Origin of the sequence: Streptomyces sp. NPDC007157, assembly GCF_040634235.1 — a bacterium.
In the GTDB taxonomy this organism is placed as follows: domain Bacteria; phylum Actinomycetota; class Actinomycetes; order Streptomycetales; family Streptomycetaceae; genus Streptomyces.
The window spans coordinates 176,149-202,940 of sequence record NZ_JBEYFE010000015.1 but is presented as its reverse complement, the minus strand read 5'-3'; the positions used below and the strand labels follow the sequence as shown (position 1 = coordinate 202,940).

Here is a 26,792-nt window from a genome sequence, read left to right as displayed (position 1 = left end):
TCCGCCCCCCTTTTTTTGGTTTCTCCGTCTCAGCCGGTGGCGAGGGTGAACACGTGCAGGTCGGTGTTCTCGGGGAGCCGGACGCTCTTGATGCTCTTGCCGGCCGGTGCCTCGAACGGCCTGGTCGCGAAGACGTAGGTGGCCACGGGGTCCTTGTCGGCGCCCGCGACATTGCGGTACGCGGTCCTCGCGACGGTCTCGTTCCCGTACTGGACGGTGCCGCCTCCGCCGCCGACGGTCCAGTCGGTGAAGGCGAGGTCGACCGTGCCGGTGCTGCCGTCGGTGTAGGTGACGGTCGCCGGGGCGGACTGGTTGCCGTTGGTGGCGCTGCCGAGGAACGACAACTTGGCTGCGGGGGTGCCGAGTTCGATGGTCTGGCCCGCGGCCGTCGCGTTGTCGGGGCGGCCCGCGGGGGCGTTCGGCCAGGTGTAGGCCAGGCCGTCGACCGTGCCCTGGGCACCCGCGGTGAGGCCGGCCGCCGCGAGGGCCTGGCGGGAGTAGCTCCAGCCGCCGCCGTCGAAGTCGCCCTCGTCGTGGTCACCGACGTCGTCCGAGACACCGGTGTTGTCGTAGGCGGCGAGCAGCGAGCCCGGCGCGGCGACGGTCAGGGCCACCGGCTGGGAGTACGAGGTGCCGGTGGACGTCACCGTCACCTGGACGTCGTAGTAGCCCTGGGGGGTGCCGGAGGTGGTGGCGAGGGTGATCTGCTGGGAGCCGTCGGTCACCGTGCCCTCGGCCGGGGTGGCCTCGACGCCGTCCGGGGTCGCCACCCGGAAGCGGACCTCCGGGCCGGTGCCGCCGGTGAGGGACAGCGCACGGATGCCGACCTGGGTGCTGTCACCGGGGACGAGCGTCGCGGTGGTCGGTCCGACGCCGATCTGGTACGGCTGCTCGCCCTGGCGGAAGGACGGCGGTGCGGAGGCGGTCCCCCAGGCGCGGTTCGGGGTGGCCGAGAGGGTGTAGTCGAGGCGGCCGCCGTCCCGGACGAAGGAGCTGTCGAGCCAAGCGCGGTCACTGGTACGGCCGTTGACCTTCAGGGACTGGACGTACGGGGCGTCGGCGGCCGCGCCCCGGGCGCGGATCGAGATGTCGTTGCCGCCCGGGCGGTCGATCTCCACCCGCTCGAACAGGGGTGAGGCCAGGACGAGTTCGGCACGGGACGGGACCTGGGGGTACATGCCGAGCGCCGAGAAGACGTACCAGGACGACATCGCGCCGAGGTCGTCGTTGCCGGGGATACCGCCCGGACCGGTGGACCAGAGAGTGGTCATGGCCGCGCGGACGGTCTCCTGGGCCTTGTACGGAGCGCCCGCGTAGTCGTACAGGTAGGGCACGTTGATCGAGGGCTCGTTGTCCAGCTCGGACTTGTCGCCGCCGCTGCCGGTGAGGGCCCAGCCGCCGTCGCTGTTGTGGAAGAAGGCGTCGAGGCGGGCGAGGGCCTGGTCCGTGCCGCCCATCGCGGCGAACAGCCCGGCCGGGTTGTGCTGGACCATCCAGGTGTACTGGGCGGCCGTGCCCTCCACGAACCCGTTGCCGGTGGCGGGGGTGAATCCGGTGACCCAGCTGCCGTCGGCCTTGCGGTTGGCGATGTAGCCGCCGCCGGGGTCGGCGGCGATGTTGAAGGTGTTCTGCCACCACTGGGAGCGGTCGGCGAAGGTGGCCGCCGTGTTCTTCTCCCCCGCGGCCGCGGCGAGTTGGGAGAGGGCGAAGTCGGCGGTGGACATCTCCAGGGTCTCGGCCGCGCCGCCCCAGGCGTTGGAGACGGACGGCATGTAGTGCTTGTCCAGGTACTTGTCGAGGGACGGGCGTTGGCCGACCGACAGCACCGGTTTGCCCGCCGCCGACAGGTCCTGGGCGGTCGGTACGGTGGCCGCCTTCACCAGGGAGTGCAGCGCACCCTTCAGGTCGAAGTCGGTGCCGCCGAAGGCACGGATACCGGCGAGGGCGGTGGGCGAGGGGTCACCGTTCATGACGTGGGTGCCGCTCGCGCCGTGCAGCCAGCGGTCCCAGATCCCGCCGTTCTGCCGGGCGAGTTCGTAGAGCGACTGGGCGATGTCCGAGCCGGTCCCGGGGTCCAGCAGGGTGAGGAGCTGGACCTGGTCCCGGTAGACGTCCCAGCCGGAGAAGGTGCCGTACTGCGCCCGGTGGCCGCGCCCGACGCGGTGCACCCGGTCGTCGCTGCCCCGGTAGCGGCCGTCGGCGTCGCTGATGACGTTCGGGTGGAAGAGCGAGTGGTAGAGGGCGGTGTAGAAGGTGGTGCGGTCGGTGTCCGTACCGCCCCCGACGCGGATGGCGCCGAGGCGGTCGCGCCAGGCGCGGTGGGCCGCGTCACGGACGGCGTCGAAGGAGCGCTGCGGCGGGTTCTCCGCCCGCAGATTCGCCTCGGCGGCGGACCGGCTGACGTACGAGATACCGACCTTGACGTTCACCGGGCCGGTGCCGGGCGCGAACTCGACGTATCCGCCTGCCCCCTTGCCCGCGACCGGCCGCCCGCCGGTCGAGAAGCCGCCGGTGCCGCCGGAGGCGGCCGTGGACCCCGGACTGAGCCTGTCGTCCTGCCAGGTGCCGGTGGTGGCGAAGGCGCGGTCGAAGCGGGCGGTGAAGTACAGCTTGTAGTAGGCGCGTTGGCCCTCCGGGTCGAGGTAGCCACAGAAGTCGCCCGAGGTGACCGAGCCGGAGACGGTACGGGTGGCCGGGTCGATGGTGACCGTGGAATCGGCCGAGCCCACCTCGGAGTTGGCGGTGCGGATCAGCAACGAGGCGGGTTTGCCGGCCGGGTAGGTGAACCGGGCCGAGCCGGTGCGGGTGGTCGCGGTGAGGTCGGCGGTGACGCCGGAGGCGAGGCCGACCTTGTAGTGGCCGGGCTCGGCGGTCTCGTCGGCGTGGCTGAAGTCCGAGGCGTAGACGGCGTCCTTGGTGTCGCTCGCCGGGGACGAGGTGACCTCACCGGCGTACGGGAAGAAGGGGATGTCGCCGCTGCCGCCGGCGCAGCCGGTGCCGGACATATGGGTGAGGCTGAAGCCCCGGATGCGGGTGGCGTCGTACTGGTAGCCGCCGGGCGCGGCCGTTCTGGTCGCGTCGCCTCTGGTGTTCTCCGGGCTCCAGGAGAGCATGCCGAACGGCACGACGGCGCCCGGGAAGGTGTCGCCGCCGTTCTTGGTGCCGATCAGCGGATCCACGTACGCCGTGGGGTCCTTGACCAGTTCGGGGACTCGTTCGGGTGGCCCGCTCAGGGTCGCCGCGAGGGCGGGGGTGGCACCGCCGGTCGCGAGTACCGCGGCCAGCAGCAGGGACATGGGACGGAAACGCATGACGCGGCCCCTCCTCCTTCGGACGGGTCGCGCACCACAGGTCGCACAAGCCGCAGGGACAGTAACGTGCGCCACCGGTAACACGGAAGACCGCCCACCCCCGGACCGGCACCGCCCTGGTTCACCCGGTCGGGCTACCCGAAGCGGGTTGACATCGTTGTCGGTTGAGGCGGTAGAGTCATGTACAGACCATCAGACAACGTTGTCGTGTTCCAGAGCGTCGACACAAGCCGAACAGCACGGCGCGCAAGAGGCAGTTCGAGCCCCTTCCCCCGGGCAGGTACCCCACCCCCCTCCCTGCCCGGCTCGCGGACCCGGTGTGCACCGACACCGGGTCCGCCCAGAGCGGATCAGCGGCGTCGACCGACCATGACAGATCCGCCCCTGTGCGGGGTGAGCGGCCGTGCGCGGGTCATGGAGACGGACACGGGGCGGAAGCGGGCCCGGTACCTCGGCGGGTTCCGGTCCACCGAGGTCGATGGGAGCGCTCCCACCCCGCTCCTCTGTGACGCTAGCGCGGACGGGGGCGGCTGTAAACGGCAGGGAAGGCTCCGCCGTCTCGAGTGACACCGGCACAGGGGCTCACGGTCGTCGCCGGTCGATGCTCTGCGGGCGGCCGTCCCAGCGGCGTCCCGGCGACTCCGCGATGGCGCAGTTCAACCCGCCACCGCCGTCCCGGCATCCCAAGCTGCCCGGAACTCCTTGGCGCGCGCCCGGCCGCGCCGACAGCATGCTGCGGCCGGGCGGGATAACACCTCACGCCGGGCACACGACCGGACACACGCTCGAAAACACGGGAGGAACCATGAAGAAGCGTGGCATCGCAGCCATCGCCGCCGGCCTCGCGGCCACGGCCCTGGGGCTCACGCCGGGCACGGCCAACGCGGCGGACAACGAGCCGCTCAGCGCCAGCACCACGGGCGCCTCCGTCTCGCTCACCGTCGACTGGACCGGTTCGGAATCGTTCACCCTGCGCAACGTGAAGCTCAGTGACACCTCCTGCGACGCCCACCCGGTGTTCTTCTACGTCACCGTGCCGGGCTTCCAGTACCCGAACCACTGGAACACCAGCGGGTGCGGCACCACCACCACCTGGGGCAGCCTGTCGGGCAGCCTGGACGGCGGCATCCACAGCCTCTGGGTGACGGTCTGCCGCGACACGACCTTCGACAACTGCAGCTCGTCCGGCGGGTCGATCAACCCCTACGACTGATCCCCTGACGGCAGGCGCCGCCCACCGTAGTCTCGACGGGTGTGCACCATGATGTCCGACGAGATGGCCGGCCGGCCGGCATGACCGTCCGCGACGCCGCCCCCTCGGACTCCGACGCCGTCTACCGTCTGCTGAGCGGGTTCGTGACGAGCCACCGGCCCGACCGGGCGGTCTTCGACGCCGTCACGTTCCCCCGGATCATCGCGGCCGCCGCGGACGGCACGGCCGAGTTCCTGGTCGCGGAGGCGGACTCGGGTGTGGTCGGGTACGCGCTCGCACTGCGCATGCCCACCCTTTTCGCGGGCGGCACCATCCTCGAACTGCTCGAACTCACCGTGGACGCGCCTTCGCGTGGCCGCGGTACGGGTACCGCACTGATCCGGGCCGTTCAGGCACGGGCCCGGAAGGCGAAGGACGTCGAGGTGACCGTGCCGACCCGCAGGGCGGCCGGCTTCTATCGCGCCCTGGAGTTCCACGAGACCGCCGTCCACCTCAAGTGGTCCACCGCGTGACCGGAAGGGACCACGGGCTTCCGAGAGGCGAGGCGGTCAGACGGTGAGGGACGGCCAGCGGTCGGCGGCCCACTCGCGCCAGGTCGGCCATCCCGGGGGCGGGGCACCGATGTCGTGGCCGGCGAGTTCCGCGGCATCGGGCTCCTCGAAGCGAGCCCTCCAGCGCGAGAGGTCCGTCTCGGTCATCGGGAAGGTCTGTTCCGGGGCCGACGCCTGACGGTGAGCGATCCGGGCCCGCTGGGTTTCCCGGTCCACCGGCAGATACACGAGCCGGCAGGACGCGTTCGCGGACTGCGCCAGCCGGCGGATGGCGGACCTCTCGTCACGGGACCAGCAGTCGCCGTCACGGCCGCCCGGGTCGACCGGCAGTTCGGCGATCTCCAACGGGCCGCCCCACGACTGGTCACGGGGCGGGCCGGCCCGGGGGTTCGGCCGGCTGCTGGTTCAGCGACCGCTGGTCCGCCCGTTACTCGTACCGGTACTTCAGCGAGTCCGCCTCCGCCTGCTCGATGTCGGCGATCGTCAGCTCCGGCATCCGCAGCTGGGCCAGCGTCACCTCGGCCGAGGTCGGCTGGGCGTCCGCCGGCAGCCACTGCTCCGGCTTCCAGGCTCCGCTGCGCAGCAGCGACTTGGGGCAGTGCGGGTAGACCTCCTCGATCCCCAGCACCAGCGCGCTGGCCGGCGGCTTGCCCACGGCGGTCAGCTGGGACAGCAGCTCCGGGCGGGTGGAGACGCAGGCCCGGCCGTTCACCCTGAGCGTCGTGGTGCGCCCCGGGATGATGAACAGCAGCCCGGCCCGTCCGGTGGCGACGACGTTCTGCAGGGTGTCCAGACGCTTGTTGCCGGTCGCGTCCGGTATCGCCAGCGTCCGTGCGTCCAGGACGGCGACGAACCCGGCGGGACCGCCGCGCGGGGAGACGTCACAGTTGCCGTCGGCGTCCGCGCTGGCGACCAGGACCAGCGACGAACAGCCGATCAACTGCCGGGTCCGCTCGGTGAGCTCGGTCATCTGCTTGCGCACGGCCGCGGCGCCGGGGAGTTCGTAGACCCGGCGCAGCGCCTCCTGATCGGGCACGGCGTCGAGACGGAGCGAGTCGAAGACACTGCTGGCAAGAGGCGTCGTCATACCTCCGACCCTACTGGGCCGACCTGCGATCGATCTTGGTCGATGGAGGCGGGGACACAGGGACGCCCTGTCGTGCCGGCATCCGGGCGAGCCGGCCGCCGAGCTCGCCCCCGGCGGGTGACGCGGCGCGAGTCCGGGCGTCCTGGCGGGCGATCAGCGAAGGCCAGGGCCGTGCTCTGCGGTCGGGGGACATCGCGGTTGCCGGGCGGCGATGCCACAGTGCGCCCACAGACTTGACTCTTTCTTGGCCAAGCGCACTGGTGGTGACTGGCGTTGGGTCATGTTCACTTGTCGCGCCCACAACGTTGGTTCTTGACGCTTTCTGAGTCAGTCAGGTGGGTCGCGCGAACAGCCGTCCCGGCCGGATCCCGACCCTCCGATACCGACCGTCGCGCTGTCAGGGCGCTGCGATGGAGGAAGAACTCATGAGAAGACACATACGCGGGACGCTGGCCGCGTTCACCGGAGCGCTGCTGCTCACGATGGGGATCACCGCGACCGGCGGCCAGCCGGCGCAAGCCGATGACAACGGTGTCGGACTCAAACCCGCCCTCGGGTGGAGCAGTTGGAGCTTCGTCCGCCGCAATCCGACCGCACAGACCATCGAGGCGCAGGCCGAGGCGCTCAAGACGAGCGGCCTCGCGAAGAACGGGTTCGTGTACGCCAATGTCGACGACTTCTGGTACCAGTGCCCGGGCAGCCAGGGTCCGGACGTCGACCAGTACGGCCGCTGGGTCACCGATCCCGCCAAGTTCCCGCCCCGCGGTGGCGAGAACGGCATCCAGGTCGTGGCCGACCATGTCCACTCCCTCGGGCTGAAGTTCGGGCTCTATGTCACTCCGGGCATCTCCCGGCAGGCGGTCGCGCAGAACACCGCGATCCAGGGAACGCCGTACCACGCCCAGGACATCGCCACCACGACGACGGAGAACAACTACAACTGCGGCGGCATGGTCGGCATCGACTACACCAAGCCCGGCGCTCAGGCGTTCATCGACTCCTGGGCCGGCCAGTTCGCCGACTGGGGCATCGACTATCTCAAGATCGACGGCGTCGGCACCCCCGACGAACAGGACGTCCAGGCCTGGTCGGACGCCCTGCGCGGGACCGGCCGGCCCATCCACCTGGCGCTGTCCAACAACCTCGACATCAACAACGCCGCCACCTGGAAGAAACTCTCCAACGGCTGGCGCACCGGCGGCGACATCGAGTGCTACTGCGGACCGGACGGCAGCAGCTACCCGCTGACCACCTGGGCCTCCGTCGCCTCCCGGTTCGACCAGGTCGCCGCGTGGGCGCCGTACGGCGGTCCCGGCGGCTACAACGACTACGACTCCCTGGAGATCGGCAACGGTGACCACAACGGCCTGACCCCGGACGAGCGCAGGACCCAGCTGAGTCTGTGGTCGCTGGCCGCCTCGCCGCTCATGCTCGGCACCGATCTGACCCACCTCGACCCGGCCGACCTGGCCCTGCTGAAGAACACCGACGTCCTCGCGGTCGACCAGGACGGCATCGACGCCCGGCGGATCTCCGCGGACGGCGACTCCCAGGTGTTCGCCAAGACCGAGCCCGACGGGGACGCCGTCGTCGGCCTGTTCAACACCGGTTCGGCGCCCCGGGAGGTCGCCACGACGGCGGCCGCGCTGGGTCTGCCCGCGGCGCACGACTACGGCCTGCGGGACCTGTGGAGCCACCGGCTGACCGAGTCCGCGGGCCGGATCGCCGCCGATGTGCCGCCGCACGGCGTGGTCCTGTACCGGGTCCACGGCACCCACCACACGGTGGCCGGCGCGGCTCCGGACGTCTCGCTGGCGCTCAACTGGGCCCCCGCGCCGAGCGACAGCACCACGCGTACGGTGACCGCGGTCCTGTCCGACAACGGATCGCGGCCGATCACCGACGGGGGCCTGGCCCTCACCGGGCCGTCCGGCACGAAGATCACCACGCATTCCGCGACGCGGGCCCGGACGATCCGCGGCGGCCACGCGCTGAAGGCCACCTACTCCGTGTCCATCCCGCCCTCGGCCAAGCTCTTCGCCTCCAGCGACTTCCAGGGGACGGCGACCTACCGCTTCCGGTCGGCGGCAAGGACCCGGCTGACCGCCGGTGACACGATCACCGTCAACCACCAGGTGACGGCCCCGTACCGCACGTTCGCCTCCACCACGGCGAGCTTCAGCGAGTCCGGCTCCGGCCTCGGCATCCGTGCCCAGGGCGCCGACCTGTACAACGGGACGAACGAGTACGGGACGGTCTATCTGCCGGGGGCCGAGCACGACGGTTCCACGACCACCGTGAAGATCGACTCCCAGTCGGACACGGACGTCTGGGCGAAGGCCGGGATCATGGTCCGCAACGACATCACCCAGCCGGACACCTCCCCCGGTTACCTGGCCCTGGTCGTGACCCCCGGCAACGGCTACCTCCTCGACTGGGACAGCGACGGTGACGGGCGGCTGGACTCCCAGGACTCCGCCGGGACCGCCACCTACCCCTCGTGGCTGAAGCTGGTCCGCCACGGCACCACGTACAGCGGCTACTACTCCACCGACGACTCCACCTGGAACCTGGTCGGCACGGTCACGGTCCCGACCGCCGCGGCCACCCAGGACGTCGGCCTCACCCAGACCTCGCACGCCTCGGGCACCACCGGCGAGGCCGACTTCGACTCGTTCACCACCACCCCCTAGGGGTGTCGTCCGCGCGGCGCTCGGTGCTTTCTCAGACCGGCGCCGTGCGGGCGCGCATCGCCGTTCCGGCGGCCGGGAGTTCGGCCACCGGGAGTTCCAGGGTGAACTCCGTACGGCCCGGCCGGCTCTGCACGTCGATCCGGCCGCCGTGGGCCGTGGTGATCGCCGCGACGATGGCCAGGCCCAGTCCCGAGCCGCCTTCCAGGACACCGGCGCGGGTCCGGGAGGAGTCGGCCCGGGTGAAGCGTTCGAAGACGGCGGGCAGGAGTTCCGCCGGGATGCCCGGTCCGTCGTCGTGGACGCGGATCACGCAGGCGGCGGCGGTGACCCCGACCGTGGCGGTCACCGTCGTACCCGCGGGCGTGTGCACCCGCGCGTTGGCCAGCAGGTTGGCCACCACCTGGTGCAGCCGGGCCTCGTCGCCGAGGACCAGCGCCGGGCCGTCCAGGTCGAGTTCGAGCTGCCAGAGGTGTGCGGCGCCCGCCGCCCGCGCGTCCCACACCGCCTCCGCGACCAACGCGGCCATGTCGACCTCGGCGGACTGCAGCGGGCGTCCCTCGTCGAGGCGGGCGAGCAGCAGCAGGTCCTCGACCAGGCTGCGCATCCGGGCCGACTCGGCGTTGACCCGGCGCCAGGCCAGGCCCGGTTCGATGCGGTCGGTGCCGCGGTTCATCAGCTCCGCGTACCCGGCGATGGAGGCGAGCGGGGTGCGCAGTTCGTGGCTGGCGTCGGCCAGGAAGCGGCGCATGCGCTCCTCGCTGCGGCGCACCTGTTCCTCGCTGTGCTGGCGCTGTGCGAGCGAGGTCTCGACATGGTCGATCATGCGGTTGAGGGCGGCGCCGACCTGGCCGGCCTCGCTGCCGGGGTCGGTGTCCCGTTCCGGTACCCGGGTCAGGCCGGTGACCTGGCCGTGGCCGAGGGGCGCGTGGGAGACCTCGACGGCGGTGGCGGCGACCCGGCCGAGGGGGCGCAGCTGTCGTCGTATCACCACCGCGCACACGCAGCCGGCGACCGTGAGACCGACCGCGGCGACCGCGGCCTCGACCTCCACCAGGTCTCCGATCATGTCCAGTACGTCGTCCATCGGCAGGCCGGTCACGACGCGGATCCCGCCTGCGTCCAGGGCGGCGACCCGGTAGGTGCCGAGGCCGGGAACCGTGCGGGTGTCCGGCGAGCCGTTCGGCGCGATGCCCTTGAGGGCGTCGGTCTGGGCGGCGGTGAGCGAACGCGGGGGCGCGTCCTGGGTGACCACGGCCGCGCTGAGGATGTCGCCGTTGCCGTCGATGCGGGCGGCGAGCATGCCGGCCGGCTGGCCGCCCTCGTTGAGGAAGGTCAGGTCGCGGGTCAGCTCCGGGTGCAGGGCGGCGCCGCCCGCGTTGCGCTCGACCGCGTCGCTCACCCGGTCGTCCAGGTTGCCCATCAGATAGGCGCGTTGGGCGAAGGCGGTGGTCAGGGCCAGCGCCGCACAGACGCAGACCAGGACGGCGGTGATGAAGACGAGCAGTCGCGTGCGCAGCGACCGGCTCCCCAGCCGGGCGGTCATCTCCCGTCCTCCACGGCCCGTACGACGTAACCCATGCCGCGCACGGTGTGGATCATCGGCGTCCGGCCCCGGTCGATCTTGCGGCGCAGACTGGAGATGTACACCTCGACCAGGTTGCCGCCGCCGTCGAAGGACGTGCTCCAGACGTGGTCGAGGATCTGGGCCTTGCTCAGCACCTGGCGTGGATGGTCCAGGAGCAGGCTGAGCAGGTCGAACTCCTTGGCGGTCAGCCTGATCGGGGTGCCGGCCCGCTGTACCTCGCGGGTCTCCCCAGTCAGCACCAGGTCGCCGAGGACGCGTACGGAGTCGTCGGCGGGTTGCTGTTCGGTGCCGGCCCGGCGCAGCAGTCCGCGCAGCCGCAGCATCACCTCCGCCACGGAGAAGGGCTTGGTGACGTAGTCGTCGGCCCCCGCCTCCAGACCGTCGATACGGTGTTCGACGGCATCGCGGGCGGTGAGCATCAGGACGGGCAGCCTCGGCATCTCGTAGCGCAGTCTGCGCAGTACCTGGAGGCCGTCGAGGTCGGGCAGCATCCCGTCGAGCACCACCGCGTGCGGGGTGCAGCCGCGGGCCAGCCGCAGGGCCGTCTGTCCGTCGAGCGCGGGGTAGGGGCGCCAGCCCGCGTCCGCGACGGCGGCGGACAGCAGCTCGGTGAGACCGGGCTCGTCGTCGACGATCAGGACGCGGACTCGGCCGGTTCGGGACCCTGCGGTGGCAGACATGTATCAAGTCTGTGCCGGTCCGCTGGGGGAACGCTGTGTTCCGGCTGAGCCCTGGCGATGTTCCGCGGCGGCCGCGCACAGGTACGGCGAAGGGCCGCGCACCCGGCTGACCGGGGACGCGGCCCTCACAGGCCCCTTGAGGCTACTTGCGGAGCAGGCTGCGCAGCACGTACTGCATGATGCCGCCGTTGCGGTAGTAGTCGGCCTCACCGGGGGTGTCGATCCGGACGACCGCGTCGAACTCGACGCCCGTGTTGGTGGTGACCTTGACCGTGCGCGGCGTGGTGCCGTTGTTGAGCTCCTCGACGCCGGTGAAGGAGAAGGTCTCCTCGCCGGTCAGGCCGAGGGACTCGGCGGTGGCGCCCTCTGGGAACTGCAGCGGGAGCACGCCCATGCCGATCAGGTTCGAGCGGTGGATGCGCTCGTACGACTCGGCGATGACGGCCTTGACGCCGAGCAGCGCGGTGCCCTTGGCGGCCCAGTCGCGGGACGAGCCGGAGCCGTACTCCTTGCCGGCCAGGACGACCAGCGGGATGCCCTGCTCGATGTAGTTGCGGGAGGCGTCGTAGATGAACGCCACCGGCGCGTCGGCCTGGGTGAAGTCGCGGGTGTAGCCGCCTTCCGTACCCGGCGCGATCTGGTTGCGCAGGCGGATGTTGGCGAACGTACCGCGGATCATGACCTCGTGGTTGCCTCGGCGGGAGCCGTAGGAGTTGAAGTCACGACGCTCCACACCGTGCTCGGTGAGGTACTTGCCGGCCGGGGTGTCGGCCTTGATGGCGCCGGCCGGGGAGATGTGGTCGGTGGTGACCGAGTCGCCCAGCTTGGCCAGCACGCGGGCACCGGCGATGTCGGTGACCGGGGACGGCTCGTGCGCCATGCCCTCGAAGTAGGGGGGCTTGCGGACGTACGTCGACTCCGCGTCCCACTCGAAGGTGTTGCCGGTCGGGATCGGCAGCGACTGCCACTGGGCGTCGCCGGCGAAGACGTCGGCGTAGGACTTGTTGAACATGTCCTCGCCGATGGCGCTCGCCACGACCTCGTTGACCTCGGCCTCGGTGGGCCAGATGTCCTGGAGGTACACCGGCTTGCCGTCGGTGTCGGTGCCCAGGGCGTCCTTGGTGATGTCGACCTTCATCGAGCCGGCGAGCGCGTAGGCGACGACCAGCGGCGGGGAGGCCAGGTAGTTCATCTTGACGTCGGGGTTGATCCGGCCCTCGAAGTTCCGGTTGCCGGAGAGGACCGAGGTGACCGCGAGGTCGTGGTCGTTGACCGCCTTGGAGACCTCCTCCGGCAGCGGGCCGGAGTTGCCGATGCAGGTGGTGCAGCCGTAACCGACCAGGTTGAAGCCGACCTTGTCGAGGTACGGGGTCAGGCCCGCCTTCTCGAAGTAGTCGGTGACGACCTTGGAACCCGGGGCGAGGGTGGTCTTGACCCAGGGCTTGCGGGTCAGGCCCTTCTCGACCGCCTTCTTGGCCACCAGCGCGGCGGCGACCATGACGTACGGGTTGGAGGTGTTGGTGCAGGAGGTGATGGCCGCGACGGTGACCGCGCCGTGGTCGATCTCGTAGGTCGAGCCGTCGGGGGCGGTGACGGTGACCGGGTTGGTCGGGACGCCGTTGGCGGTGGCCGGGGAGTCGGAGGCCGGGAAGGACTCCTTGCCCGCCTCGTCGTCGTCGGCGACGTAGTTGCGCACGTCGCTCTTGAACTGCTCGGCGGCGTTGGCGAGGACGATACGGTCCTGCGGGCGCTTGGGGCCGGCGATGGAGGGGACGACCGTGGCGAGGTCCAGCTCCAGCTTCTCGGAGAAGTCGGGCTCGGCCTTCGGGTCCAGCCAGAGGCCCTGCTCCTTGGCGTACGCCTCGACGAGCGCGACCTGCTGGTCGCTGCGGCCGGTCAGACGCAGGTAGTTGAGGGTCTCGTCGTCGATCGGGAAGATCGCGGCGGTGGAGCCGAACTCCGGCGACATGTTGCCGATGGTGGCGCGGTTGGCGAGGCTCGTCGCCGCCACACCCTCGCCGTAGAACTCGACGAACTTGCCGACCACACCGTGCTTGCGGAGCATCTCGGTGATGGTGAGCACCAGGTCGGTGGCGGTGGTGCCGGGCTTGAGCTCACCGGTCAGCTTGAAGCCGACGACCCGCGGGATGAGCATGGAGACCGGCTGGCCGAGCATCGCGGCCTCGGCCTCGATGCCGCCGACGCCCCAGCCGAGCACGCCGAGGCCGTTGACCATGGTGGTGTGCGAGTCGGTGCCCACCAGGGTGTCGGGGTAGGCCTGGCCGCCGCGGACCATGACCGTGCGGGCCAGGTGCTCGATGTTCACCTGGTGGACGATGCCGGTGCCCGGGGGGACGACCTTGAACTCGTCGAAGGCGGTCTGGCCCCAGCGCAGGAACTGGTAGCGCTCGCGGTTGCGGCCGTACTCCAGCTCGACGTTCTGGGCGAAGGCCTCGTGGGTGCCGAACTTGTCGGCGATGACGGAGTGGTCGATGACCAGCTCGGCCGGGGCCAGCGGGTTGATCTTCGCCGGGTCGCCGCCGAGCTCCTTCACGGCCTCGCGCATGGTGGCGAGGTCCACGACACAGGGCACGCCGGTGAAGTCCTGCATGATCACGCGGGCCGGCGTGAACTGGATCTCCTGGCTGGGCTGGGCCTGCGAGTCCCAGCCGCCGAGGGCACGGATGTGGTCGGCGGTGATGTTCGCGCCGTCCTCCGTGCGGAGCAGGTTCTCCAGCAGCACCTTCAGGCTGTACGGAAGGCGAGCCGAGCCTTCCACCTTGTCCAGCCGGAAGATCTCGTACGACTCGTCGCCCACCTGCAGCGTGCTGCGGGCGTCGAAGCTGTTCGCCGACACGACAGTCTCCTTCATTGATGTGCGCGTACCACCGTCAATCGTGCCGCCACGCCGACTTGGCCGATCCAGTAAGGCCAGGCTAAGTTAGGCATGCCTTACTAGAGGTGGCGGCTACGGTGCGCCTAGGCAGATATCTCGATGTCGAGATAACTCTAGTACACGGGCGCCGGATGGTCATGCCCGGACCCGTTCTCCGCTGCCCCCGCGGCGTGTCCGGCACCGGCCCCCGAGGGGCGAATCACCACATCCCGAACGGGCGTGCGGGAGCGGACCACCCGGCCCCGATCGAGCACCCGTGAGTCAATCCGGTTTTCGCGCCCATCAGTTCACGGAGTGGGGGTAGCCGACGGGAGGAGCGAAAGGAGTCCCAGTCATGCCGCTCACCTTCCGGAAGAGCTTCCGGATCCTGCCCGGAGTGCGCCTCAACATCAATCGGCACTCCTGGTCCATCACCACCGGGGGCAAGCACGGACCCCGGCACACGCACAGCAGTACGGGGCGCCGGACGACGTCGATGGATCTGCCCGGACCGTTCGGGTGGCGGCGCACCTCCAGGGAGCGCCGCCGGTGACGTCCGCGGGCGGACCGGGGACCCGAGCGGTCCGCCCGCGGCGTTGTCCGGGTCCGGACGGAGGAGCGGGGAACCCACAAGGTGGATCGTCGGCGTGTCGCACAACGTGGCGGTTCACGGGGCCGAACCCGTCGACGGACCGGTTGCCCTGGGTCGACACCTGGAGCGGACCGGATTTCCGCATGGCCTCCGTGATTTCGGCGGCGGTCCCGAATCGGTCGGCGCGGGCGCCCTTGAGTTCACGGCCTCCGGTGACAGGCACGGAAACCGTTCCCGATGTTCCGGAAACCGTGAGGTCGATGCCGACACGACCGAAAAGATCGGTCGGCGACATGGCGACCTCGAAGTGGTCTCCGATGGTGGAGTGTCCGTCCGGGAGAAGTGGGGAGATGATTCTGCGATTCGCCGCGGAACAGCCCGGTATGTCGATCTCCGGGAATCTTTCCGGACCGTCTCCGGAGACCCGCGGATCGGCCGGGAAAGAGGGCGGCAAAATGCCCGGAACGCCGATCCTGGAAACCGACGGCGTCCGCCGCTGGACGCCCCCGTCCACGTCATCGCCGGGCTCCGGTTCCCCGTCCGGCGCCCTCAGGGCGCGGCGGGACATGTCACCGTCGCCCCCGCGCCTTCCGCCACCCGAATTCTTCGAGACATGCGCGATCCCCTTGTGTGCGGCGAGAGTGCCGGAATTTCCGGGGCGGCCGTCGGCGTATGTCCGAGAAGGACACCTGCGGCGGCGCGTGGCGCAACGCACCGTGCATCGGATTCCGTTGTGGATGATCGCGAGGTCGATGGCCGCCTGGCATATTTCCCGTACCGCCGACTTGAGCCTGATGACATGCCGGCGATGTGCACCGGGCACCACACCGGTGAGTAGAGGAAATGCCTCCGGAGAACGTCGGACGGAATTCACGACCGGACGCCGGGAGCCGCCTCGATCTCTCTCACCCCACCCTTGTGCGCACCGGAACGACGGTCGACGGGCCGAACGGCCACCCTCGCTGACAAGGCATCACCCGAACGGGCCCCCCAACGGGCACCATCTCATATCTGAGATAGCCTCAACCTCATGGCAGACGACTACCTCGTACGCATCGGCAAGCTCATCCGTGACGCCCGGCAACACCGCGGCTGGACACAGGCACAGCTCGCGGAGGCGCTCGGCACCAGTCAGAGCGCTGTCAACCGCATCGAGCGCGGCAACCAGAACATCAGCCTTGAGATGATCGCCCGCATCGGTGAAGCCCTGGACAGCGAGATCGTCTCACTGGGCTACGCGGGCCCGATGCATCTGCGGGTGGTGGGCGGCCGCCGGCTGTCCGGCGCGATCGACGTGAAGACCAGCAAGAACGCGTGCGTGGCCCTGCTGTGCGCCTCCCTGCTGAACAAGGGGCGCACGGTACTGCGCCGGGTGGCCCGGATCGAGGAGGTGTACCGCCTCCTGGAGGTGCTCAACTCCATCGGCGTGCGCACCCGCTGGATCAACGAGGGCGTCGACCTGGAGCTGGTACCGCCGGCCGACCTCGACATGGCGGCGATCGACGCCGAGGCCGCCGTGCGCACCCGCTCGATCATCATGTTCTTCGGGCCGCTCCTGCACCGCATGGACCACTTCAAGCTGCCGTACGCCGGCGGCTGCGACCTCGGCACCCGGACCATCGAGCCGCACATGATCGCGCTGCGCCGGTTCGGGCTGGACATCGCGGCGACCGAGGGGCAGTACCACGCGCAGGTCGACCGCTCGATCCGCCCGGACCGCCCGATCGTGCTGACCGAACGCGGGGACACGGTCACCGAGAACGCGCTGCTGGCCGCCGCCCGGCACGACGGCGTCACCGTCATCCGCAACGCCTCCTCCAACTACATGGTCCAGGACCTCTGCTTCTTCCTGGAGGCGCTCGGCGTCAGGGTCGAGGGCATCGGCACCACCACGCTGACCGTGCACGGCGTCCCGAACATCGACGTGGACGTGGACTACTCCCCCTCCGAGGACCCGGTAGAGGCGATGAGCCTGCTGGCCGCGGCCGTGGTGACGGAGTCCGAGCTGACCGTGCGCCGGGTGCCGATCGAGTTCCTGGAGATCGAACTCGCCGTCCTGGAGGAGATGGGCCTCGACCACGACCGCACGGCCGAGTACTTCGCCGACAACGGCCGGACCCGCCTGGTCGACCTCACCGTCCGGCCCTCCAAGCTGGAGGCGCCGATCGACAAGATCCACCCGATGCCGTTCCCGGGCCTGAACATCGACAACGTCCCCTTCTTCGCGGCCATCGCGGCGGTCGCACAGGGCAAGACCCTCATCCACGACTGGGTCTACGACAACCGTGCGATCTACCTCACCGACCTGAACCGCCTCGGCGGCCGGCTCCAGCTGCTGGACCCGCACCGGGTGCTGGTGGAGGGCCCGACCCGCTGGCGCGCCGCCGAGATGATGTGCCCGCCGGCGCTGCGCCCCGCCGTGGTCGTCCTGCTGGCCATGATGGCGGCCGAGGGCACGTCCGTGCTGCGCAACGTGTACGTCATCAACCGCGGTTACGAGGACCTCGCGGAGCGCCTCAACACGATCGGGGCGCAGATCGAGATCTTCCGCGACATCTGAGGTGGAGCTGCCGCCGCGCCCCTTCCAGGGAGGGGCGCGGCGGCGTCCTGCTCCGGTTTCAGGTGCTGAAGACCACCGGCATGCTGGTCCAGCCGTTGCGGATGTGGTTCAGGACCGGTGTGGGGTCGGCGGCGGGTGTCACTCCCGAGAAGCGGTCCAGGAGTGCGTCGAGGACGATCGGTGCCTGGGCACGGACGAGACGGGCTCCCATGCAGTGGTGGATGCCGGCGCCGAACGCCAGGTGCCTGACGCTCTCGGCGCGGGTGACGTCGTACCGGTGGGCGTCGGGGAACACCGACTCGTCCCGGTTGGCGGCCATGTACATCAGGTACACATGCTGTCCGGCACGGACCCGGTGGCCGTCGATCTCGACGTCCCGCGTCGCGGTCCGCAGCATCGCACGGGCCGGTGTGACGTAGCGCAGGGTCTCCTCGACCGCCGACGGGATCAGCGAACGGTCCCGGCGGAGCAGCTCCCACTGGTCGGGGTGCCGGGCCAGCTGATGGACCAGGCCGGCGAGCAGGGACCGGGTCGTGTCGTTGCCGGCGGCGAGCATGGTCATGGCGAACATGACGACGTTGGCCTCGGACACGTTCGTCCTGTCGAGCTCCGCGGTCAGCAGGACGGTGAGGAGGTCGCCGTCGCCGGGGTCCCGGCGCCTGGCCTCCAGGCTCTCCACGATGAACCGCTGGAGGCTCTGGAACTCGGCGGCCGCGGCCCGCAGTTCCTCGAACGTCACGTCGCCGGCGAGTTTCTCCAGTTCGTCACTCCAGAACCGGACGCGTTCGAACTCCGTGTGGGGCAGCCCGATCATCCGGATCGCGGCGTTGATCGGCACCAGGTTGGCGTAGGACACCCAGTCGACCACGGTGTCCGGGGCGATCCCGGCCACGAGTTCACGGACGTCCGGCGTCAGCGCTTCCCGCAGCCGCCGGATCGCCTCCGCCGAGAAGGCCGGGGCCATCACCCGGCGCAACTCCGCGTGGCGCGGCGGATCCGTCGTACCGACCTGCTCGCCGCCCTTGGGGAAGAAGCTGTCGGTGATCAGCTCGTCCCCGGCCCGCGCCTGGTACTTGACGTCGTTGAGGAACAGGCCCCGGGAGCTGACGAAGGTCTCCGGCAGGCCGGCGATGGCCCGGATGTCGGCGTGCCGGGTCACCACGAAGGTGTCGAGAGGTGCGTAGTGGTAGAAGGGCGCGTCCTCCTGCATCCGGGCGAAGACCGGCCAGGGATCGTCGACGTAGAACCCCGGGTCCTCGATCGGGACGGTGGCGGGTGAGCTGTCGGTCATCGTCGCACTCCAACTCCGGTCGGCGGTGTCGCGTGATCACAACGGGTGCCACGGGCGCCCTGTCGGGCGTGGTGCGCGAGCGACGGCGCCCCACGGTTCAACGGCCCGGCCCCGAGCGGCGGTTCAGCCGGACCGGGACCTCGATCGGTCCCTGTACTCCGGACGGCGGGCCCCAGCGCGCGGCGCCCGTCGGCTCCGGGGTACCGAATCGTGGTTGATTCGTCGGACTCACCGGCGGGCGCGAGTCATTGTGCGCACCGCGTCCGGCCGGCAGCGACGTCCCCGAACGGGCGACCCTGACGGGCACTCAGGGAAATCGTGGCTCATTCCGACCCCGTGAGATCTGTGACCCCCTGAGATCTGTGACCCCTTGAGATCTCTACCCCCGTGAGAGGGGGCCGTCCTCCTCGCGGCTCACCTCGTGGTGGCGGCCGTCGGGGCGGGGCAGCGGCTTGAGGTCGACCTGGATGCGGTGCGTGGAGTCATGGCTCACCGAGCCGCCCAGCCGGGCCTCGACCACACCCAGGCGCAGCCCCGCACCGCCCTCGCCGGCCCGGTGGAACTGCACCGAGAACTCCAGGCTGACCTGCTCCACACTGAACCGCCAGTCGCTCTCGGCGCCCTCGGCCTGGGCCCGGGCCAGTTCCGCGCGTACCGTGCCGATGGCCTCCGCGAGACCGATCGGTTCCGGATCCCCCATGGCAACACACCGCCACCTTCCGCTGATTGACCGATCCAACCTGGTCACAAGTCTAGGGACGGGCAATGCCCCGCGCGTAGTGTGAGACAGCATGGGGGAACTGCGTGCGGACTGGAGACTCAGGCTGCGACGCGAGGACGCGCACGGCCCCGTCTGCGGGGCCGGTGTACTCGTCGACCAGCACACGGCACTGACCTGCGCACATGTGGTGCGCCACCCGGATGCCGTGATGTGGCTGGAGTTCGCCGAGAACAGCGCGCTGGAACCGGTGGCCGCCCGGGTGATGGCGGGCGGCTGGCTCCGGGAGGGCGGACACGGCGAGGACGTCGCCGTGTTACGGCTCGACAGTCCGCGCCCGCAGGCGCGCCCCGCTCGGCTGGAGACCGCGCTCAGTGTCGGTACGGAGGTGTACGCGACCGGGTACGCGGAGGGCTTCGACGACGGTATGAGCCTGTGGGGCCGGATCGGCGGGGCCAGCGGCGAATGGGTACAGCTCGACGCCGTCACCAAGGCGGAGGTGGTGCGCCCCGGGTTCAGCGGCGCCGCCGTGTGCACGCGGCCCCGGGAGGGTCGTCCGGCCCGGGTGGTCGGCCTCGTGGTCAGCTGGCGCGGGGACCTGGGCAGGCCGCTGCCCGAGGACAGCCGGCTCGCCTTCTCGTATCTGGTGCCGGTCGACCGCATCGCCGAACTCTCACCCTTCGTGAAGGAGTTGAGCAGCCCGGACGCGTGGGACCACGCCTTCGAGGACCGCCTGAACCGGTGGTACGACGATCCGGACGAGGACCCGGTGAAGATCACCGTGGTACCCCCGGGCAGCGGCAAGGACCGCTCGCTGCGCCATCTGCTGCACCGTGCCGACATCGTCCATCACGGCGGCGACAGCAGACCTCACCTCGCCGACCACGCCCTCGGCCGGATCTCCTTCCCGGTCGGCGAGTACCTCGCGTACTGGGACTGGCTGCTCGGCACCGCGCGTCACCCGACGGGCGCGGCCCCCGCCCCCGCCCGGCTCCCGACGGTCGTCGTCGACGGCCTCGACGAGGATCCCCGGCCCGGCCCGCTGCTCGAACTCCTCGCGCGGTTACGTGTGTTGGGATTCCGGCTGCTGCTCGTCTTCCGCCACGAGGGCGGCACCGGCTGGAACACGGCCCGCGACGACCTGCTGCGGCCCGCGCTCCTGGGCCACGCGGACACCCTGCTCGACCGGCTGCGACTCGCCGAGTTCGGCAACGCCGTCCGCCGCGACGTCGTCGACAGCGCCTCCCTCGACTCCGTCACCGAGACGGCCGACCTGCGCCGGGCCGAACTCCGCCGGATCGGCGCGTTACCGGACCCGCAGCAGCAACTGCCCCGACTGCGCACGCTGCTCAGAACCCTGCGAGCCGACCTTGACCGCCAGGGAGGCCGGTGATGCGGGGGCACCGCCCGGACCGGGCCGGGAGGCAGGACGAGGAGAGAATGACCGGCTGCCCGCACCGGAACTTCGACGGCTCCCGCTGCCAGGGCTCCGTACTGCCCACCGGCTGGTGCGACCGGTGCGGCCGCGCGGAACGGGGCCCCGCACTGCCCGCCCTGCCCGAGGACCCACGGGACCTCGGCCCCCGCGACCTCCTCGCGCTCCCCGACCGCGCACCGCGCCCCGCCGAGGCGCGCCTCGTCGGTACGGAGACACCGCTGCGTATCCGGATGGGCTGCTCGGCCGCCGACTGCGGGATCACCTTCGCCCCGCCCTACACCGAGGGCCCGGTGCCCATCACGGGGTACTGCCCGGCGTGCGGCGAACGGTACTCGTACGAACCCGAGCTCACCGAGGGCGAGTTGCTGCGCGACCAGTACCGGATCATGGGGCCCATCGCACACGGCGGCCAGGGCTGGGTCTACCTCGCCGAGGACACCCATCTCGGGGACGTCGTCGCCGTCAAGGGGCTGCTCAACCGGTACGAGCACGACGGCGCCCGGCTCGCCGACGTCGAGCGCCGCAACCTGGTCGCCATGCGCCACCCCCGGATCGTCCAGATCCGCGACTTCGTCGCCCGCGGCGACGGCACCGGGGAGATCACCGGCGGCTACATCGTCATGGACGACGTCGGCGACGGCACCCTGGAGAAGGTCGTCGAGGAGACCCGGCGGGGCGAGGCGGTGCTCGACATCGAGCACGTGGCGGCGTACGGCTGCCAGATCCTGGAAGCCCTGGTGCATCTGCACGCCGGCGGTGAACGGGTCTTCGTCTACGGGGACATGAAGCCCTCGAACGTCGTGCACCACGGGGACGGCGTCAAGGTCATCGACCTCGGCGGCATGCGCGAGGAGGGCCAGAGCAGGCCGCCCGCCCATGTCACCAACGACTACATGGCGCCGGAGACCGCGTTCTCCGGCCTGCCCACCGTCGCCCACGACCTGCACACCGTCGGCGTCACCCTGCGGGAACTCGCCCACTGGGCCGTCGACGAGGTGCCCGGCCTCGGCACCGGCTCCTTCTGGCAGGTCGTCGAACGCGCCGTGCGGACCGACCCCGGCCGGCGCTTCGCCGACGCCCGCGAGATGTCCGGCCAACTGCGGGGCGCGCTACGGGAGATCCGGGCCCTGCGCGGCAAGAGCGACCCGCCCGAGCCCTCCGACTACTTCCGTCCGTCCCCGCAGCTGCTCGGCGCCCGGCTGGGCACGGTGCCGGGCATCGAGCACTGGCTGGAGCGCCCCCGCCGCGACCGGTACGCGCCGCCGGTGGCGCCCGCCCTCGATCTCGGCGCCCCCACGCCCACCGAGATCGCCGGCTGTCTGCCGGTGCCGCGTCGCTATCCGGGCGACCCGCAGACCGCGCGGTTCGAGGTGAGCAGCGGTTACGACCCCGGACTGCTCCTCGACCAGGAGGACGAGAAACCGGCCTCGGTGGAGATCTGCCTGCACAACGTGCGTGTCCTGCTGGGCCGGAACACCCGGCGCGACCTGGAGCTGGCCCAGGCGGAACTCGACACCGCCGACTCCATCCCCGGGCCGTCCGCGGTGCGCCGATGGCGTCTGGAATGGCATCGGGCGCTGCTCGCGCTGCGACACGCAGGTCTCCACGACACCCCACAGCAAGTCGCCGACGCCCAGGGCCACTTCCTGCGGGTCCACCTCGAACTGCCCGGCGAGTACGCCCCCAAGCTGGCCCTCGCCTACTGCGGGGAGCGGCTCGGCGACCACGGCAACGGACCCACCGCCAGGGAGCTGTACGAGGCGGTGTTCGCCCGCAACCCCGCGCACGGCGGCGCCGCGCTGGGGCTGGCCAGGCTGGCGCTGCGCGCGGGCGACCGGCGGGCGGCCCTCGACGTGCTCGGCCGGGTGGGGCCCGGCACCCTGGACCACACCGTGGCCCGGATCGCGTCCCTGCGGATCCGCGCGGCCCGGCTGCCCGGGGACGTCGGTCCGCCGTCGAAGAACTTCGCTCCGCTGCCCGCGCCCGCCGAGGTCGACGCGGCGCTGGCCGAACTGCCCGGCCTGGTGGGCCGCGGGCCGGGCGCGGGAGAGCCGAGCCTGTCCGAGGAGGAGGCGCTACGGCTGAGGACCGAGCTGCACGAGTGGAAACTGGACGCGCTGCACCACCAGAGCGACCGGACCGGCGCTCCGGGCGCGGGCGCCGGCCGGCTCGACGCCCGCCGGCTCAGACGCCTGACTCCGCCGGAGCGCGAGCAGCGCAGGCGGTTGGAGTCGCTCTACCGGCAACTGGCCGCCCGGCACCGGGAGTCGGCCGCCACCCACGAACACCTCGTGGACCTCCTGCACGCGGTACGACCACAGACCCGATTCTGACCGGCCGGCACGACCGAACCGAACGACGCGGACGCGGACGCAGACGCAGACGCACGGCAGCATGCGAGCACCGCACGACGGAGACACAGGCACGACCGAGACGCAGGCACGACCGAGCCGGGCGGCCGGACGCTGCCGCGCGGCGCCGCGGACGCGGTGTCCTCGGTGGCGAAAGGAAGGAGCGGTGACGGAAGACATGAGCAGCCACACCCGGCCGTCGCGGCCGGGCATCCGACTCCACGTCGACCTCGACGGTGACCTGCGCCCGCACCGCAGCGCGAAGATCGAGGCCCATCTGCGGGTCGACGTGGCCGCCGACAGCGCCCCCACCGACCTGCCCGCGGTCGAACTCGCCGTGATCATCGCCGTGGACGTCGCCGAGTCCAACCGGGCGGCCGTACGCCAGGCCCTGCCGGCCGCGCTGCGCGCCCTGCCCGACCGGATCTCCTTCGCCGTGCTCGGCAGCGGCCCCGAGCCGGTCCGGTGCTATCCGCGGGGCGACGACACGTGGGCCGTCGCCGACCAGAACCAGCGGCGCCGGGCCGCGTTCGCCGTGGGCTCGCTGCCGCTGCACCGGGACGGTCCGCGTCCCGCCGGGTACGCCCCCTGGGCGGCCGAGGCGCGGGCCCTGCTCGCCGACCGCCCGCTGTCCGTACCGCATCTGGTGCTGATCACCGACGGCAGCAGCGCCGCGGGCGAGACCCGTCTCGAAGAGGAACTGGACGCCTGCGCCGGGAAGTTCACCTGCGACGTGTTCGCGGTGGGCGCCGACTGGACCCCTGATCCACTGCTGGCCATCGCCGAACGGCTGCACGGAACCGCCCAGTTCGTGGACGAGGGTCTCGGCCGGGCGGTCACCGATGCCATCGCGCGGCTGCGCCGGGCGGGCACGTCCCAGCTGGCGATCGAGGTGACCGTGTGCCCCTCGGTGCGCCAGGTCTCGCTCAGCGAGAAGGCGCCCCGGCCGCACCGCCTCGTCGGGCTGCCCCGGTCCGGCCGGCCGCGCGGCTGGAGCTTCTCCACCCACCAGTGGGAGCAGGGCAGCCGCGACTACCTGCTCACCCTGGTCGCCAACGCCGACGACGACCCGCTGGAGACCGAGCTGCAGTTCGCCATGGTCTCCGTCGCCGACGTCCACGTGCCGGTCGTCGCCCGCTGGCACCTGCCCCGGCAGTCCGCGCCGCCCGGCCCGGCGGGCGGCGGCAGTGTGCGCAGCCTCAACGCCACCGCCCGGATGCGCGGCGCGCTGCGCGAGGGGCTCACCGCGCTCCAGGGACACCGGCCCGACACCGCCCAGGAGTGCCTGGCGCAGGCGGCCCAGCTGGCGGCGCGGTTCGGCACGGACTGGGTGCTGGACGAGATCCGTACGGTCGCCGACATCGAGGACGCGGCCGCGGGGCGGATCCGGCTGCGCGCCGTGGACGCGGGTGCCCTCGGCCCGATGATCCTGCGGGCCGGCTCCCGTCCGGGCGGACCCATGGCCGACCTCGTCGACGCACCGCCCGGCCCGCGCTGCGGCACCTGCCGGAGCCGGGCCGGTGGCGAGGCCCGTTACTGCATCGTCTGCGGGGAGAAGCTGCTGTGACGACCGTACGGACGACCCTCTCACGCCGGTACTCCCCCGCCGCGTTCTGGCGCGGGCGACTGAGCCACTGGCGGACCCGCCGGCTGCTGGAGACGCATCTGCTGGTGCTGTTCCTGTGTGCCGCCGTGGCCTCGACCTCACTGTTCTTCTCCTACCGGCAGACCCAGCGCGGCGCCGCGGCCCTCGCGGCCCGTGAGGCGCCGGCCGTGCAGGGGCTCGCCGCCACCCGGCTGGCCGCGCTGCGGGCCGACCAGGAGGCCCATGCCCTGGTGACGACGCACCTCGTCGACGTGGCGGGCTCGGGCGAGACCTACCGGTCCCAGCTGTCCGCCGCCGACCAGGGCCTGTCCCGGATCGCCGACCGCACGGACCAGGACCTCGGCACGGTCAACGGTCTGCTCGCCACCTACGGCAACTCGCTCAACCTGGGTACGTCCATGTACCGCGACCAGCCGCTGATGCGGGAGCAGAAACTCGACGAGGCGCACTCGCTGCTCACCCGCAGCACGGTCGGGCTCGCGCCCCGTCTCGACGCACTGCAGCGGGTCCAGCTGCGGCACGCCGAGGCCACGGCCACCATGGGGCGGTGGCAGCGGGCCGGCTGGTGGCTAGCCGAACTCGCACTGGCCGCGCTGGCGTTGACGATGCTCTCGGCGCTGTTCGTGCTGCGTGACCGGTGCGGCCGCGACTGGAACCCGTATCTCCTCGCGGCCTTCGTCCTCACCGTGCTGCTCGCGGTGTTCCCGCTGCTGACGACGTCGGCCACCGAGCACCGTCTGGACAGGGCGCTCGGCGACCTCGGTCGGATCACCGAGGTGTCCCGGTCCCGGCACACCGGCCCGGGGCTGGCCGGGGCGCAGCAGAGCGTCGCGCAGAAGTCGGAGGAGGTCCGGCAGGAACTCACCGACGGCGGCTGGACCGACCGGATGTACCGGGGCACGGTCGTCGGCGGCCTGCTGGTCGTCGTCCTGCCCGCGCTGGGCCTGGGGCTCCGGCTGGACAGCGACTACTGGAGGCGGCGGTGACCCGGCGGTTCAAGGTGCTGGTCGTGCTCGTGGTCATGCTGCTGATCGCGGCCGGCGGGCTGGTGGTGGCCTGGGCGCGGCACGACGACCGGGAGCCGGTGACCATCCTGGGGACCTGGACCGGGGAGCAGGCGGAGCAGTTCGAGGCCGTGCTCCGGGACTTCGGCATCCCCTTCCGCTACCAGGGCACCGCCGCCCAGCGCGAGGTGCTGCTCTCCAAGGTGCAGTCGGGAGAGCCCCCGGACATCGTGATCATGCCGGGCATCGGTGAACTCGCCGAGTACGCCGACCAGAACCGTCTCAAGCCACTGAACGGGCTCTACGACCCGCAGCAGTACGGCGCCCCCTGGAACGCGACCGGCACGGCCTCCGCGTCCGTGTACTGGGTCCCGGTCAAGGCGGACCTGAAGAGCATCGTCTGGTACCGGCGGGGCGAGAGGCCCGCCGACTCGCCCGCGCCGCTGCGGAGTTGGTGCATCGGCATGGGGGACGACGGTGCCTCCGGCTGGCCCGGCACCGACTGGATCGAGGACCTCGTGCTGCAACGGGCGGGGCCGGCCGTGTACGAGAAGTGGGCGCTCGGCTCCGGTGACACGCAGTGGTGGCGGAGCGCCGCGGTGCGCTCCGCCTGGCAGGCCTGGGCCGGTCTGCTCGGGCAGGACCGGACCAGGGCCCGGCACGCCCTGCTCACCGACCACCGCGGCGCCCCGGACAGCGACGGGCTGCTGTTCGACGGCTGGGGCGGATGCGGTCTGGAGCACCAGGGGTCGTTCGCGAGTTCCTTCTACAAGACCGAGGCGCCGCACGCGGACCTGACGGACTCCGCCGCGCTGCTGCCCGGCGGCGGCCGGGTCCGGGCCCACGAGGTCACCGGGGACTTCGCGGCACTGTTCAGCGACCGTTCCGAGGCCCGGGAGCTGGTCCGGCGGCTGGCTTCCAAGGAGGGCCAGCAGGAGTGGGCCGACTCGGCGGACTTCTTCTCGGCGAACCGGCAGGTGAACCCGCACAACCACCCGGTGGAACGCGAGATCGCCGAGCGGCTCCGGGCGGGACCGCGCTGCCTGGACGCCTCGGACGTCATGGCGCCCGCCGTACGGGACGCCTTCTACGAGGCCGTCCTGCAGACCATCGCCCGGGTCGCCGCCGGCCAGGACCCGGGCACCGCGGGCCTGCTGCGGGACCTTCAGCGGGTGCAGGACGCCCAGGGCACCCCCGGCAGAGCGGCGCCGCGAACCGTGTGCAGTTCCCGGTGAGC

Annotated in this window: 17 protein-coding genes and 1 pseudogene; 10 read left to right on the top strand and 8 right to left on the bottom strand. The window is 71.4% G+C overall.

Features of this window, described 5'->3' with window-relative positions; genetic code table 11:
• Nucleotides 1–29 precede the first annotated feature (29 nt).
• Nucleotides 30–3,311: a GH92 family glycosyl hydrolase gene (locus ABZ642_RS26720; RefSeq protein ID WP_360488966.1), complete on the bottom strand. Its 3,282-nt coding sequence runs from the start codon at nucleotides 3,309–3,311 to the stop codon at nucleotides 30–32.
• 805 nt (nucleotides 3,312–4,116) lie between these two features.
• Between ABZ642_RS26720 and ABZ642_RS26715 the strand changes: the two genes are divergently transcribed.
• Together ABZ642_RS26715 and ABZ642_RS26710 are read left to right on the top strand one after the other, a co-directional pair.
• Nucleotides 4,117–4,524 carry a hypothetical protein gene (locus ABZ642_RS26715; RefSeq protein WP_360488965.1) on the top strand — a complete coding sequence of 136 codons (408 nt, stop codon included), beginning with the start codon at nucleotides 4,117–4,119 and terminating at the stop codon, nucleotides 4,522–4,524.
• 80 nt (nucleotides 4,525–4,604) lie between these two features.
• Nucleotides 4,605–5,036: a GNAT family N-acetyltransferase gene (locus ABZ642_RS26710; RefSeq protein WP_360488964.1), complete on the top strand. Its 432-nt coding sequence runs from the start codon at nucleotides 4,605–4,607 to the stop codon at nucleotides 5,034–5,036.
• Between the two features lie 36 nt (nucleotides 5,037–5,072).
• Here ABZ642_RS26710 and ABZ642_RS26705 read toward each other — a convergent pair.
• Both ABZ642_RS26705 and ABZ642_RS26700 read right to left on the bottom strand, forming a co-directional pair.
• Nucleotides 5,073–5,372: pseudogene (locus ABZ642_RS26705) on the bottom strand (AAA family ATPase); the annotation flags it as partial.
• A 130-nt stretch (nucleotides 5,373–5,502) separates the two neighbouring features.
• Nucleotides 5,503–6,162 carry an MSMEG_1061 family FMN-dependent PPOX-type flavoprotein gene (locus tag ABZ642_RS26700; RefSeq protein WP_360488963.1) on the bottom strand — a complete coding sequence of 220 codons (660 nt, stop codon included), beginning with the start codon at nucleotides 6,160–6,162 and terminating at the stop codon, nucleotides 5,503–5,505.
• A 425-nt stretch (nucleotides 6,163–6,587) separates the two neighbouring features.
• Between ABZ642_RS26700 and ABZ642_RS26695 the strand changes: the two genes are divergently transcribed.
• On the top strand, nucleotides 6,588–8,855 hold the full coding sequence (locus ABZ642_RS26695; RefSeq protein ID WP_360488962.1) for an NEW3 domain-containing protein: 2,268 nt from the start codon (nucleotides 6,588–6,590) through the stop codon (nucleotides 8,853–8,855).
• Nucleotides 8,856–8,886: 31 nt separating this feature from the next.
• Here ABZ642_RS26695 and ABZ642_RS26690 read toward each other — a convergent pair whose 3' ends face one another.
• From ABZ642_RS26690 to acnA, 3 genes are all read right to left on the bottom strand, one after another.
• Nucleotides 8,887–10,398 (bottom strand): ATP-binding protein, encoded by a 1,512-nt coding sequence (locus tag ABZ642_RS26690; RefSeq protein WP_360488961.1) that lies wholly within the window; start codon nucleotides 10,396–10,398, stop codon nucleotides 8,887–8,889.
• Nucleotides 10,395–11,120, bottom strand: coding sequence for a response regulator transcription factor (locus ABZ642_RS26685; protein WP_360488960.1), 726 nt, complete (start codon nucleotides 11,118–11,120; stop codon nucleotides 10,395–10,397). Before ABZ642_RS26685 ends, ABZ642_RS26690 begins: the two co-directional genes overlap by 4 nt.
• A gap of 142 nt (nucleotides 11,121–11,262) precedes the next feature.
• Nucleotides 11,263–13,977 carry an aconitate hydratase AcnA gene (gene acnA, locus ABZ642_RS26680; protein WP_360488959.1) on the bottom strand — a complete coding sequence of 905 codons (2,715 nt, stop codon included), beginning with the start codon at nucleotides 13,975–13,977 and terminating at the stop codon, nucleotides 11,263–11,265.
• Between the two features lie 373 nt (nucleotides 13,978–14,350).
• Here acnA and ABZ642_RS26675 point away from each other — a divergent pair, with 373 nt between their 5' ends.
• Together ABZ642_RS26675 and ABZ642_RS26670 are read left to right on the top strand one after the other, a co-directional pair.
• The gene (locus ABZ642_RS26675) at nucleotides 14,351–14,548 is read left to right on the top strand and encodes a DUF4236 domain-containing protein (protein ID WP_351728923.1); all 198 of its coding nucleotides are present in this window, start codon (nucleotides 14,351–14,353) and stop codon (nucleotides 14,546–14,548) included.
• Between the two features lie 1,069 nt (nucleotides 14,549–15,617).
• The gene (locus ABZ642_RS26670; RefSeq protein WP_360488958.1) at nucleotides 15,618–17,147 is read left to right on the top strand and encodes a UDP-N-acetylglucosamine 1-carboxyvinyltransferase; all 1,530 of its coding nucleotides are present in this window, start codon (nucleotides 15,618–15,620) and stop codon (nucleotides 17,145–17,147) included.
• 58 nt (nucleotides 17,148–17,205) lie between these two features.
• Here ABZ642_RS26670 and ABZ642_RS26665 read toward each other — a convergent pair whose 3' ends face one another.
• A complete protein-coding gene (locus tag ABZ642_RS26665; protein WP_360488957.1) occupies nucleotides 17,206–18,438 on the bottom strand; it encodes a cytochrome P450 in 1,233 nt (410 codons plus the stop codon).
• A 379-nt stretch (nucleotides 18,439–18,817) separates the two neighbouring features.
• Entirely contained in the window at nucleotides 18,818–19,138 is a 321-nt protein-coding gene (locus tag ABZ642_RS26660; protein WP_360488956.1) for a trypco2 family protein, read from the bottom strand.
• Between the two features lie 91 nt (nucleotides 19,139–19,229).
• On the opposite strand from ABZ642_RS26660, the gene ABZ642_RS26655 reads away from it, so the two are divergent.
• The 5 genes from ABZ642_RS26655 to ABZ642_RS26635 all read left to right on the top strand — a co-directional run bounded on the left by ABZ642_RS26655 (nucleotide 19,230) and on the right by ABZ642_RS26635 (nucleotide 26,790).
• Complete coding sequence (locus ABZ642_RS26655) at nucleotides 19,230–20,549, top strand: serine protease (RefSeq protein ID WP_360488955.1); 1,320 nt, start codon at nucleotides 19,230–19,232, stop codon at nucleotides 20,547–20,549.
• Nucleotides 20,550–20,596: 47 nt separating this feature from the next.
• Nucleotides 20,597–22,927, top strand: coding sequence for a tetratricopeptide repeat protein (locus ABZ642_RS26650; RefSeq protein ID WP_360488954.1), 2,331 nt, complete (start codon nucleotides 20,597–20,599; stop codon nucleotides 22,925–22,927).
• Between the two features lie 196 nt (nucleotides 22,928–23,123).
• A complete protein-coding gene (locus ABZ642_RS26645; RefSeq protein ID WP_360488953.1) occupies nucleotides 23,124–24,512 on the top strand; it encodes a VWA domain-containing protein in 1,389 nt (462 codons plus the stop codon).
• A complete protein-coding gene (locus tag ABZ642_RS26640; RefSeq protein ID WP_360488952.1) occupies nucleotides 24,509–25,537 on the top strand; it encodes a hypothetical protein in 1,029 nt (342 codons plus the stop codon). The genes ABZ642_RS26645 and ABZ642_RS26640 overlap by 4 nt, the downstream gene beginning before the upstream one ends.
• Entirely contained in the window at nucleotides 25,534–26,790 is a 1,257-nt protein-coding gene (locus ABZ642_RS26635) for an extracellular solute-binding protein (RefSeq protein ID WP_360488951.1), read from the top strand. The genes ABZ642_RS26640 and ABZ642_RS26635 overlap by 4 nt, the downstream gene beginning before the upstream one ends.
• Nucleotides 26,791–26,792: the final 2 nt, after the last annotated feature.